This is a genomic window from Aeromonas sp. SG16 (genome assembly GCF_024436135.1).
GTDB classification, from domain to species: Bacteria; Pseudomonadota; Gammaproteobacteria; order Enterobacterales; family Aeromonadaceae; genus Aeromonas; species Aeromonas jandaei.
The window spans coordinates 38,823-50,458 of the sequence record NZ_JANFNW010000003.1 but is presented as its reverse complement, the minus strand read 5'-3'; the positions used below and the strand labels follow the sequence as shown (position 1 = coordinate 50,458).

Below are 11,636 nucleotides of genomic sequence, written 5' to 3'. Positions count from 1 at the left end.
GGTGGTGGATACGCGGTTATACCCGACGATAGGGCAGGTAGGCCGGCTCCCACATGTGGTTGAGGATATGCTGCTGCAGATCCTGGCCAATCAGCGGGTGGGACGGATCCTTGCGCACTATATCCTTGAGCACTGCGGTCGCCACATGCACCGAGATGCTGCGCAGCTCGCGAATACGCGGATAGACAGCCCCTTTCGCCAAATCGACCTCGCTCACGCACTCGGCCAGCGCAAAGGCTGCGGTGGTGAAGATATCGGGTGTGATCTCGCGGATCTGGCTGACAATCGCCGCCAACCCCACACCGGGGAAGATAAAGACGTTGTTGCCCTGCCCGACCCGGAAATCCTGCCCGTCATAATTCACATCCTTGAACGGACTGCCGGTCGCGACGATGGCCTTGCCTTGGCTCCAGTTGTAAATATCTTCCGGCAAGGCTTCGCAGTTGGCGGTCGGGTTGGAGAGCGGGAACACCATGGGGCGTTCGCAGTGCTTTTGCATCAGCTGGATGTGCTCTTCCTTGAAGGCGCCACCTGAACCACTGGTTCCCAACAAAACAGTGATGGGCACATGACGCAACACATCGGTCAGACTGGCCTTGCCGGGCACTTCGGTGTCCCAGCCAGCCAGCAGCAGGCCCGGCTTGGCGTAGCGGCGCTTGTACTCGTCGAGCCCCTCGCGGTTGTCACACACCAGTCCCTGAGTATCCAGGATGTAGATGCGATCCCGCGCGGCCTGCGGATCCATTCCCTCGCGGATCATACCCGCGCAAATTTGATCCGCCACGCCGACCCCACCGGCGCCAGCGCCATAGACCAGATAGTTCTGCTGGCCCAGCGTCTCCCCCTTGACCTTGACAGCCCCTATGATACCCGCCAGCACCACGGCCCCCGTACCCTGAATATCGTCGTTGAACGATGGCAGTGACTGTTGATAGCGGGCCAGATTGTTGAAAGCGTTGGATTTGCTGAAATCCTCCCACTGCAGCACTGCATTGGGGAAGTGGCGCTTGACCCCCTGCACAAACTTGTCGATGAACTCCTCATACTCCTTGCCGCGGATCCGCTTGTGCGGGCGACCGAGGTACATGGGATCATCCAGCAGTTTCTGGTTGTCGGTGCCCACATCCAGCGCAATCGGCATGCAGCAGGCCGGATGGATGCCCGCCCCCAGGGTATAGAGCGCCAGCTTGCCGATGGGAATACCCATGCCGCCAACACCCTGGTCGCCGATCCCCAGAATGCCCTGGCTGTCGGTGACGACTATGATGCGGATCGATTTGGCATCGAAGTGACGGGCCTGACTGCCCATGTCATCCACGTTGTCCGGGGTAATGTAGAGGCCGCGCGGCTTCTGGAAGCGATGGCTGAACTCCTGACACGCCTTGCCGACGGTCGGGGTATAGATATAGGGAGTCATCTCCTCCACATGACGAGACAACAAGGCATAGAAGAGGGTCTCGTTGCGATCCTGCAGCGCGCGCAGGTTCTGGTACTTTTCGATGTCACTGCCAGCACTCTTGAACCCTTCATAAACCCGATCCAGCTGGGCTTCGAAGGTTTGCACCTGAGGAGGCAGCAAGCCATCGAGATCGAAATCGGCCCGCTCCTGTTCGGTAAAGGCAGTGCCCTTGTTGAGATAACGATTGTTGAGCAGATCAGTGCCTGTCAGTGCAACGGGGCGAAAATCCTGTCCCTGTGCATCTTTCCACAGCAGATATTGTCCGGTAGCCATAGTCATTCTCTTTGATTTACGTGAAGTTGCCGTTCGGCAGGAGAGCAAGACTCATAATGAAATCAATCATATGACGTTTAGTCGTTCGGTTTTGTGAGCTTGGCCATACCCTGCGGCCAAAAAGATGTCCAAACGTGGCTCAAACACATCCATTTTCCGCACCAATGGCGACGGCATCAGACCACGCTGCGGTTGATGAAGAACTATGCTGAACATCAGACCCATTGCACGGAAGCGCCAACCGGTATGCCAAGCACCAACACCATACACAACATTCTTGTCGTCGATGATATGGCCTCCAACCGCTATATCCTGCGCAGCCTGCTCGAAGAGGAGGGCTATCAGGTGCGGGAAGCGGAAGATGGCCAGCAGGCGGTTGCTGCGGTTGCGCAAGCCACTCCCGACCTTATCCTGATGGACATCAACATGCCGGTGATGGATGGCTACGAGGCGTGCCGCCGTATCAAACAACAACAGGGGCACTGGGGCTTGCCCGTCATCTTCATCAGCGCCAACAGCGAGATCAGTGCCCTTGAACAGGCCTTTCAGGCGGGCGGCTGCGACTATGTCTCCAAGCCGTTCCATCAGCTCGAGGTACTGGCCCGGGTGCAGAACCAGTTGCGCCTGCGCGAGCTTGGTCGCCAGCAGGCCAAGGTACAGCTCTATCAGAGCCTGTTTCAGCTCACCGCCGGCATCGCCCACGAGATCAACACGCCAGTCGGAGTTGGCATCACCGCCTCCAGCCTGATTCAGGGCGCCGGCGATCTGCTGGCCAATGCAGTAAAAAACGGGGTACTGGGTCAGCGCCTGCTCAACCAGCAGCTGACCGATATCAAGGAGGGCACCGAGCTGGTGGAGTCCAGCCTGCGCCGGGTCGCCCTGCTCATCACCCGCTTCAAGGAGCTGACCCGCGATCAGAACGAACAGGAGGCGCGCCCTTTCGCAGTGAAAAAGTGTGCCGAGCATATGCTGCAGGCATTTGCCGCCGAGCTGCAGATTGCCAGAGTCACCCCCCGCCTTGAGGGGAACGAAGTCACTTTGACCGCCCCCGAGACGCTCTTCGTCGACCTGCTGCAGGAGCTGGTGAAAAACAGCATGGACCACGCCTTTCACGGCAACGGGGAGCACAGCTTCACCATCCACGTCGCCCAGGATGAGGAGTCGCTGCTGCTCACCTATCAGGATTCGGGCCCCGGCATGCCGCCAGAGAAACTGCCCCGTCTGTTTGAACCCTTCTTCACCACCCTGCGCGGCAACACCAGCCACTGCGGGCTTAGCGCCTGCCGCATCCACAATCTGGTGGAGAACAACTTGCGCGGTTCGGTCAACGTCACCAGCCCGCCGGGCGAGGGATTGCGCTACGAGATCCACCTGCCGCTCAAGCCGGTGGCCTGAGCCAGCATTCGGAGAAAATTGAACATAAAAAGGGGCGCCTCAGCGCCCCTTCTCTTTACTCTTTATCGACCATCAGCTTGATTTGCCTGCCTTGGGCTTATCGAGGGTGTGTTTCACCTCCTCATACCAGAGGTCGTGGTGCTCCTTGGCCCAGGTCTCGTCCACCTCGCCGGTCACCATCCCCTCCAGCGCCCCTTCCAACTGGAACAGGCCCATGTAGATATGGAAGATAAAGCCGCAGATAAGGATCAAGGCGCCTACGATATGGATAAAGCTGGCCCACTCCATCTGGCGGCGCAGCTGGCCGAAGATGGGGAAATCGAGGAACAGCCCGGTCGCCACGACGATGCCGCCAAACCAGATCAGCAGCCAGAAGATCGCCTTCTCGCCACCGTTGGAGAAGCCCGCCGAGGGGTGACTTCCCTTGTGGGGCCCCAGCATGCCGCCAGCCTTCATAAACCACTGCACGTCCACCATGTTGACGATGTTGTGGCGGAACCACTTGATGAGCACTCCCATCAGGCAGAGGAAGAAGAGCGGCCCCACGTAGTTGTGGAACACCTTGGCGAACCAGATCCAGTTCTCCCACACCCCGAGGCTCACCACCGGCTTGATGAAGTGCTTGCCGTAGATGATGGCCAGCCCCGACCCGGAGAGGGTCAGGAACATGCCCGCCGTGGTCCAGTGCAGCGCCCGATCGAGCCGGCTCCAGCGCTTGAGCTTGCGCCCGGTGCGCGGTTTGGAGAGCTTGGTCGGCCCCACCACCCAGTACATCAGGCCGCACATGGCGAGCGACCCGAAAATGGCGATGGCACCGAGCGGCGACACCCACTTGGTCTTCACCTCGAACCAGAGCTGGCCCGGCACCGAGATAAGCACCCCGTGCTCCGGCGAGCGGGAGGTGGTGTACCCCTCCTGCCCATCCTTCACCGCCCGCCAGTAATCGGCGCCGGCAAAGCCGACCGCCTCTTTTTCGGCATCGGCGAAACTTGCGGTACTCACCAGCAGCAGGGCAGCAAACAGGGCCATTAGCCAGGTTTTCATGCCGCCCCTCCCTGCTTGTTCAGCTTGCTGGCATCGTGAAACAGCTCATCGCCATTACCCCAGGCTGCATCCTTGGCGCCGCGATAGGCGACCCGCTCACGGAAGATATCGGAGATCACCTGCGCATCCCCTGCCAGCAGTGCCTTGGTAGAGCAGAGCTCGGCACACATCGGCAGCTTGCCCTCGGCGATACGGTTGGCACCGTACTTCTGACGCTCCGCCTCGCTGTGATCCTCTTCCGGGCCGCCGGCGCAGAAGGTGCACTTGTCCATCTTGCCCCGATCGCCAAAGGCGGCGGTTTTCGGGAACTGGGGGGCTCCGAACGGGCAGGCGAACAGACAGTAGCCGCAACCGATACAGAGATCCTTGTTGTGCAGCACTATGCCGTCGTCGGTGTGATAGAAGCAGTCGGCCGGGCAGACCGCCATGCAGGGGGCGTCGGTGCAGTGCATACAGGCGACCGAGATGGAGGTCTCCCCCGGCAGGCCGTCGTTGAGAGTCACCACCCGGCGGCGCTGGATGCCCCACTCGAGGGCATCGTCGTTCTCGTTCTTGCACGCCGTCACACAGCCGTTGCACTCGATGCAGCGCTTGGTGTCACACATGAATTTCATTCTGGCCATGGGATCAGGCTCCTACTTTGCGAAAACGGCACAGGGTGACCTTGGTCTCCTGCATCTGGGTGACCGGGTCATAACCATAAGTGGTGACTATGTTGACCGACTCCCCCAGCACATAGGGATCAGACCCTTCCGGATATTTGGATCGCAGATCCTTGCCCTCGAAGTGGCCACCGAAGTGGAACGGCATAAAGGCGAGCCCCGTTTTGACCCGCGGGGTCACCAGCGCCTTCACCTTGACCCGGCCCCCTTCCGGCCCCTCGACCCACACGTCCTGACCGTCGCGCACGCCGACGTCGTTGGCATCCGCCGGGTTCATCTCGACGAACATCTCCTGCTGCAATTCAGCCAGCCAGGGGTTGGAGCGAGTCTCGTCGCCGCCCCCCTCGTACTCCACCAGACGGCCGGAGGTGAGGATGATCGGGAACTCCTTGCTGACGTCCTTCTCCTGCACCGATGCGTACTGGGTCGGCAGGCGCCACAGGCTCTTGGCATCGGGCCAGGTGGCGTAGTCGGCCAGCAAGTCGCGGCGCGGGGTATAGAGCGGCTCGCGGTGCTTGGGCACCTGATCCGGGAAGGTCCACACCACGCAGCGCGCCTTGGCGTTGCCGTAGGGGACGAAGCCGTGCTTGATGGCGACCCGCTGGATACCGCCAGAGAGATCGGTCTTCCAGTTCTTGCCCTCGGCCTCCTTCTTCTCAGCCTCGGTCAGCTCATCCCACCAGCCGAGCTGTTTCATCAGGTCGGCAGTGATCTCGGGATAGCCGTCTTCTACTTCACTTCCCTTCGGCCAGGAGTCTTCGGCGAGCAGCGAGACGCCCTGATACTCGATGCCGAAACGGGCGCGGAAACCACCGCCCCCTTCCGACACCGGAATGCTGGTGTCGTAGAGGATATGGCTGCCCGGGTGCTTCATCTCCGGGGTGCCCCAGCAGGGCCAGGGCAGACCGTACACTTCGCCACTGACCGGGCCGCCCTCGGCCTTGAGGTTGGTCTTGTGGAAGGTGTGCCAGTTCTGCTGGTGCGCCTTGAGCCGCTCCGGGCTCTGGCCGGTGTAACCCACACTCCACATGCCGCGGTTGTATTCGCGGGTGATGTCTTCCAGCAGTGGCTGGTTGTTCTCTACCTTGATGTGCTTGAACAGCTGGTCGGCAAAGCCGAGCTTTTTGCTCAGCAGATACATGATCTCGTGGTCGACCTTGGATTCGAAAAGGGGCTCGATCACCTTGTCACGCCACTGCATGGAGCGGTTGGTGGCGGTGACGGAACCATAGGTCTCGAACTGGGTGGTGGCCGGCAGCAGGTAGACGCCGTCGGTGCGATCGTTCATCACCGAGGCGACGGTGGGGTACGGATCGACAATCACCATCATGTCGAGCTTTTGCATCGCCTTCTTCATTTCCGGGCCGCGGGTCTGGGAGTTGACCGCATGGCCCCAGTAGAACATGGCGCGGATGTTGGAGCCCTGCTCGATGAGATCGGCATTCTCCAGCACCCCGTCCACCCAGCGGGAGACAGGAATGCCGTTGTTGTTCATCGGCAGCTTGCCGTTGTAGGCCTTGTTGTCAAAACGGGCCTTGATCCACTCGTAATCGACGTCCCATACCCGGGCCCAGTGCTTCCAGGAGCCCTCTTCCAGGCCGTAGTAGCCGGGCAATGAGTCGGAGGTAACGCCAAAGTCGGTGGCGCCCTGCACGTTATCGTGACCGCGGAAGATGTTGGTGCCCGCCCCGCTCTTGCCCACGTTGCCGAGGGCCAGTTCGAGGATGCAGTAGGCACGGGTATTGTTGTTGCCTGTGGTGTGCTGGGTACCGCCCATACACCAGACCACGCAGCCGGGGCGGTTGTCGGCCAGCAGCTTGGCGGCACCATAGACCTGCTGTTCGTTAAGGCCGGTCACCCGTTCCACTTCGGCCGGGGTCCAGCGCGCCACCTCTTTTTGCACCTCGTCCATACCGAAGACGCGGGTGCGGATGAACTCCTTGTCTTCCCAGCCGTTCTTGAAGATGTGCCAGAGCATGCCCCAGATAAAGGCGACGTCAGTGCCCGGACGCAGGGAGAGGTACATGTCCGCCTTGGCAGCGGTGCGGGTGCGGCGCGGGTCGACCACCAGGATCTTGCAGCCGTTGCGCTCTTTCGCCAGCAGGATGTGCTGCATGGCGACCGGGTGGGCCTCTGCCGGGTTGGAGCCGATAAACATGATCGACTTGCTGTTGTGCATGTCGTTCAGGCTGTTGGTCATGGCGCCGTAGCCCCAGGTGTTGGCTACCCCGGCCACAGTCGTGGAGTGGCAGATGCGCGCCTGATGATCCACGTTGTTGGTGCCCCACAGGGACGCCATCTTGCGAAACAGGTAGGCCTGCTCGTTGGAGTGCTTGGCAGAGCCGAGCCAGTAGACGCTGTCAGGGCCGGACTCCTTGCGCAGGCGCAGCACCTCGTTGCCCACCTCTTCGATAGCCTGATCCCAACTGATGCGCTGCCACTTGCCGCCCACCAGCTTCATCGGGTACTTGAGGCGACGCTCACCGTGGCCGTGCTCGCGCAGGGCCGCCCCCTTGGCGCAGTGACCGCCAAGGTTGAAGGGGTGATCAAACGCCGGCTCCTGACCGGTCCAGACGCCGTTCTGCACCTCGGCATAGACGCCGCAGCCCACCGAGCAGTGGGAACAGATGGTGCGCTTCACCTCGACCGGCACCTCGGCCGCCACGGTTTTGGCCTCGGCCCGCTGCATCATGGCAGGTGCCAGCCAGCCGGCGGCCACGGCGCCGCCGGCCACCAGACCGGAATTGACCATAAAGGCACGGCGGGTCAGCCCCTGACCGCGAATGGCCTCATTGCTCGGCTCACCCGCGCGGGGCTGCTCGGCACGTTTTGTCAGTTTCATGAGTTCTCCTTCACTGATCCGGCTCAGTCGGTGCCGCGCAGGGTGCGATAAAAGTCGTGAACATGGGGGGTCTCCCGATAGCCCTGATCAGGCTTGGTATCGTGGGTCAGCGCCTCTTTGCTCACCACCCGACCGGCAGCACCGGCCAGTACGCCTATGGTGGCGACCACGCCCACCCCCTTGATCAGATTGCGGCGGGACGGGTCTTTCAGCTGTTCATCGCTCATTCTTGTGACCTCTGTTGTTGTTCTTGCTGGCGCCTGCGCGCCAGCTTCGCGTCCAATGGGATATCTCGTCTGCTCGTTTTGTTGTGAGTGGATAGAGGCATTCAGCCCGTCACCACGCAGGCGCCAAACGGCAGGCGCAATTCGTTTTCCAGCTTGAAGAAATCTTCGGCAAGGGCCCCGACCGCCCGGTAGAAGCAGCCCCCTTTCGCCTGTTGCTGATCGCGGCAGCAGGCGAGTACCCAGGGGGCAAGGTGGCGCTCATAGAAGCGGTTGCGATCCGGGTGTTGCTCACCAATCAGTACCGCCATCACCTCGCAGAGGGCGGCGAGATGATCTTCCGGCTCGCACACTCCGCTCTGGCGCTCGAAGCCGAGGGACTGCAGATCTGCGCGCAGTACCGCCAGCGGCAGCTCCATCAAAGAGCCGGTGAGATACCAGGAGGCAAACGGCACAATCTCCCCGCGCCCCAGCCCGATAAAGAGATCCTGATACTCCTCGGCAAGCTCGTTTTCGTGGTGGCTGCTGGCTGCCAGCTGCACCAGCCCCAACCCTCTGGCAAAGGGGCCCGGCATAGCCTGCAACCCTTGCAGCCAGGCGAGCTGTTCACCACAGGGGGCGGCGCGCCAGAGGCTTGCCAGCAGGGCGTAGAGATCGGCGCTGCTCTGTTCCAGTTCGGTCATGGTCAGTTCGCCAGCCTTTTCGTTATGTTGTTCACTCATCACTGGCCCTCACACCTTGAGCTGGGAGACGGGATCCGCCGCCAGCGCCGCAAACACATCCTTGACCCGGCACTCCTCGCACATCAGCAACCGCTGGGCGGCCTCGTTCTGGAAGTGGGAGTGACCGGCCAGTTTTTGCTGGATGCGACGGATCATCGAGGCGGGCGCGAACGGCTTGGAGCAGCGAATGCAGCAGGCTGCTTCTTCGGCTTTGAGGCTCTGCACGGCGCGGCGCGCTTCGGGCAACGGCTGCAGGCGGGGCGTGAGCACGATGGCCTGCTCGGGGCACGCCTTTTCGCACATGCCGCACTGGATGCAGTCCTGCTCGATAAAGTTGAGGCCAGGCGTGTGCCCAACCGCATGCAGGGCGCGGCTCGGGCAGACCGCCACGCAACCCATGCAGAGGGTGCAGTCAGCTTCTTTCAATTCCACGCTGCCGTAAGGGGCGCCGTGGGGCACCGCCAGCGGCTCGCGGCTCCCCTCGTTGGCCTGCCAGAGGGCATCGAAGGCGGCAAACAGGTTCTCCCGTTTGTCCCCTTTGAGCGGTTTATCCAGCAGGGCAAGGGCTGGCTGGCCGGAAACAGGCTCACCAGCATCTGCGTCAAACAGAGCGATGCGATCGGCAGAGAGACCGGCGCCCGCCAGCAGCACGGCGGTGCTCGCCAGCTCCCGCTCAACCAGCGCCCGCACGCTCTCGGGGGCATCATCACCCAGCACAATGCGCACCGCGCTGGCGCCATAGGCAAGGGCGGCGAACCAGCTCTCGATGCCTAAACTCGCGCTCTCCTCCACCCAGACCGGCAGCCAGTTGGCAGGCAAACGGCTAAGTTCGGCTTCTACCCATTCGCGCTCGTTTTCACCGGCAATCAGCAACTGGGGCGCTTCACCGCCCGCCTCGCGGTAGTGCTTGAGCAATCGGAACAGATAGTCGCCGCTGGTGTTGGCATCGGGCTGATGATAGGCAATCGCCCCGGTCGGACAGGCCGAGGCGCAGCTACCGAAGCCCTGACAGAGATGGGGATCGATCTGGATGCGACCATTGATGGGCTTGAGGGCATCGGTCGGGCAGACATCGAGACAACGGCTGCAACCGGGCACGCCGCGGGCGGTAAAGGCGCAAGCCTCGGGGTCGAGGCGAAAATAGCGCGGCTTGTCGAAAATACCGGTCAGCGCACAGAGTTCGGCAAGCCGTTCGGCCAGCCCATCGTCATCAGCCTGATGCAGATAACCGACCGGAGGACGCTCCAGCGCAAAGAGCGGGGCGCGGCCCAGATCGGCCACCAGATCAAAGCGCGGCTGTTCACTGATAGCAGCCGTTTGCTGGGGGAAGCAGAGCGCCGCCAGGTTAACCCGCTCACCCTGACCATTAAGGCCGGTGAGCTGGAACTGCCCCAGATACCCTGTCAGGCTCGGTTCGCGCAGGGTCAAGGCCGCGAGGGATGCGGTGGCATCGAAAATGGTTTCGAGATCGGCCGCCTCGGCATCGTGGACCGCTTCGGTCACCAGCAGAGTGGGCTTCACCCCGGCGGGCAGCTGGCTGGCCGCGCGGCGAATGCGATCTTCCGGGCCGACCAGCAGCAGGCGCCCCTGACTCTGGTAAGAGACAGTGGCCGGGATCAGGTTGTCGGTCTTGACCGTATGCTGCAGGGCATAGGCGCGAGCGCGCGTGTTATGCGCGGCCGCCCCGTGGGCCAGATTTGGGGTCAGATTTGGCAATGTTTGTTCAGTGCTCACATACACTCCTGCGCGCGCCACCTCATGGGATGGGCGCTTGTTGGTAAGCCGAGAGAGCAAGAGGTGAGCCAACTCCCCCGGAAAAAAAGTGACTGACAGGGAGTCAGGATCCTGAGGGTTCCATTTCCCCACCTTTGGTTGGGACATTTTGTCCACCAGAGGAAACCAAAATGTCCCGATCATCGGTGTGGGTTTGAGAATGGTTATCAGCCAGCGCGGGCGGCTCGCCGGCAGGTTCGCTGGCAAGCGCCACCGGTTCAGCTGAACCGCTGGCCGGATTGGCCGATTCGCTCTCCGGGGCGGTTACCTGCTCTACCAGCCAGTTGCGCAGCCCGGCGGTCAGGGCCGCAGGCAGCAATTCGGGCTGGCTGAAATCCTGGGTGTAGTCGTCGAGCCCATCCGGTTTATGGCTGCGAAACATGGCCCGCAGTGCCTCCCTGTCGGGGAGTTTGGCCTTGCCCGGCTGGGCCGTTTTCAGCGGCGGTTCGCCACTCTCAGCCCCCTCAATGACAAGCGGCTCACAGCCCCCCTTGTCAGTGCTGACTACGTGGCTATCCAGCGCAATATCTGGATTTTCAGCTTCACCACTGCCTTCGATGGGGGCGGCAACTGCCTCGGGGATAACCTCTTCCCTCGGCTGCAATGCCTGATGCTTGCGCGCCTCACTCTTGCGAGACGACCAGCGTTTGAGGAACTCACTCATGGGCGCTGTTTCCGCTGTCAATGCCACGCTCACGACCATCAGGGCCGGTGGCTTTAACTGCGCCACAGCTGGCTTGATCTACCGCATCGACACCGAGCTGATCCTGCGCCCGTCCCTTGCCTTTCTTGCCCTTGCGGCGGGCCTCCAGCAGCTCGCCGTGACGGCCGATAAAGGCCTCCACCCAGGCTTGCAGCGCTTCGGGCAGCGGGCAGGAGAGCACCTGCCGCTCGCCATCCATATAGGCGGCGGCCACGGTCTGGCTCAGGGTGAGGCCATCGGCCACAAAGCCGCTGTCTACGCGGCTTCCGGTGACAAAGAGGCGGGGCGAGCCGGAGCTCAGATTGAAGCGATAATCCCCCCGCTCATCGCGAAACAGGGTGAGGGGCAAGGCACCGGCAGCCTCGGGCTCGGCGGGGTGGAGCGCCGCAATCTCGAAACGGCGGCTCTGCCAGCGGCCAACCTGGCTGTCGATGGCCTTTAACTCCAGTTGCAGCCAGCGCTGCGGGGGCAAGGTATTGGTTGTCTCTTGCACTGTCACGGCTCCCATCAGAAGGTCTCAGCCGGGCCGCCCTTCCCCG

10 protein-coding genes are annotated in these 11,636 nt (G+C 62.0%); 1 reads left to right on the top strand and 9 read right to left on the bottom strand.

Going from position 1 to position 11,636, the window contains the following annotated elements:
• Window positions 1-16 precede the first annotated feature (16 nt).
• Entirely contained in the window at window positions 17-1,732 is a 1,716-nt protein-coding gene (locus tag NOM67_RS10215) for an NAD-dependent malic enzyme (protein ID WP_043851360.1), read from the bottom strand.
• 195 nt (window positions 1,733-1,927) lie between these two features.
• Here NOM67_RS10215 and NOM67_RS10210 point away from each other — a divergent pair, with 195 nt between their 5' ends.
• Window positions 1,928-3,127: a hybrid sensor histidine kinase/response regulator gene (locus NOM67_RS10210; protein WP_255936639.1), complete on the top strand. Its 1,200-nt coding sequence runs from the start codon at window positions 1,928-1,930 to the stop codon at window positions 3,125-3,127.
• A 72-nt stretch (window positions 3,128-3,199) separates the two neighbouring features.
• On the opposite strand, the gene NOM67_RS10205 is transcribed toward NOM67_RS10210, so the two are convergent.
• From NOM67_RS10205 to NOM67_RS10170, 8 genes are all read right to left on the bottom strand, one after another.
• The gene (locus tag NOM67_RS10205) at window positions 3,200-4,171 is read right to left on the bottom strand and encodes a formate dehydrogenase subunit gamma (RefSeq protein WP_255936636.1); all 972 of its coding nucleotides are present in this window, start codon (window positions 4,169-4,171) and stop codon (window positions 3,200-3,202) included.
• On the bottom strand, window positions 4,168-4,794 hold the full coding sequence (gene fdh3B / locus NOM67_RS10200) for a formate dehydrogenase FDH3 subunit beta (RefSeq protein WP_005334799.1): 627 nt from the start codon (window positions 4,792-4,794) through the stop codon (window positions 4,168-4,170). The genes NOM67_RS10205 and fdh3B overlap by 4 nt, the downstream gene beginning before the upstream one ends.
• A 4-nt stretch (window positions 4,795-4,798) precedes the next feature.
• Window positions 4,799-7,675, bottom strand: coding sequence for a formate dehydrogenase subunit alpha (locus tag NOM67_RS10195; protein ID WP_255936602.1), 2,877 nt, complete (start codon window positions 7,673-7,675; stop codon window positions 4,799-4,801).
• Between the two features lie 23 nt (window positions 7,676-7,698).
• On the bottom strand, window positions 7,699-7,902 hold the full coding sequence (locus tag NOM67_RS10190) for a transcriptional initiation protein Tat (protein ID WP_005347650.1): 204 nt from the start codon (window positions 7,900-7,902) through the stop codon (window positions 7,699-7,701).
• A 101-nt stretch (window positions 7,903-8,003) separates the two neighbouring features.
• Complete coding sequence (locus NOM67_RS10185; protein WP_255936598.1) at window positions 8,004-8,621, bottom strand: molecular chaperone; 618 nt, start codon at window positions 8,619-8,621, stop codon at window positions 8,004-8,006.
• Window positions 8,622-8,630: 9 nt separating this feature from the next.
• Window positions 8,631-10,355, bottom strand: coding sequence for a 4Fe-4S binding protein (locus NOM67_RS10180; RefSeq protein WP_255936597.1), 1,725 nt, complete (start codon window positions 10,353-10,355; stop codon window positions 8,631-8,633).
• A gap of 103 nt (window positions 10,356-10,458) precedes the next feature.
• Window positions 10,459-11,058, bottom strand: a complete 600-nt coding sequence (locus NOM67_RS10175) for a DUF3306 domain-containing protein (RefSeq protein ID WP_255936596.1) — start codon at window positions 11,056-11,058, stop codon at window positions 10,459-10,461.
• Window positions 11,051-11,605, bottom strand: coding sequence for a DUF3305 domain-containing protein (locus tag NOM67_RS10170; RefSeq protein ID WP_255936595.1), 555 nt, complete (start codon window positions 11,603-11,605; stop codon window positions 11,051-11,053). Before NOM67_RS10170 ends, NOM67_RS10175 begins: the two co-directional genes overlap by 8 nt.
• Window positions 11,606-11,636 lie beyond the last annotated feature (31 nt).

Bases quoted from the DNA above. Each gene is read 5' to 3' on its own strand.
- NOM67_RS10170 (WP_255936595.1), bottom strand. From the start codon at position 11,605: ATGGGAGCCGTGACAGTGCAAGAGACAACCAATACCTTGCCCCCGCAG.
- fdh3B (WP_005334799.1), bottom strand. From the start codon at position 4,794: ATGGCCAGAATGAAATTCATGTGTGACACCAAGCGCTGCATCGAGTGC.
- NOM67_RS10185 (WP_255936598.1), bottom strand. From the start codon at position 8,621: ATGAGTGAACAACATAACGAAAAGGCTGGCGAACTGACCATGACCGAA.
- NOM67_RS10195 (WP_255936602.1), bottom strand. From the start codon at position 7,675: ATGAAACTGACAAAACGTGCCGAGCAGCCCCGCGCGGGTGAGCCGAGC.
- NOM67_RS10175 (WP_255936596.1), bottom strand. From the start codon at position 11,058: ATGAGTGAGTTCCTCAAACGCTGGTCGTCTCGCAAGAGTGAGGCGCGC.
- NOM67_RS10210 (WP_255936639.1), top strand. From the start codon at position 1,928: ATGAAGAACTATGCTGAACATCAGACCCATTGCACGGAAGCGCCAACC.
- NOM67_RS10215 (WP_043851360.1), bottom strand. From the start codon at position 1,732: ATGGCTACCGGACAATATCTGCTGTGGAAAGATGCACAGGGACAGGAT.
- NOM67_RS10205 (WP_255936636.1), bottom strand. From the start codon at position 4,171: ATGAAAACCTGGCTAATGGCCCTGTTTGCTGCCCTGCTGCTGGTGAGT.
- NOM67_RS10190 (WP_005347650.1), bottom strand. From the start codon at position 7,902: ATGAGCGATGAACAGCTGAAAGACCCGTCCCGCCGCAATCTGATCAAG.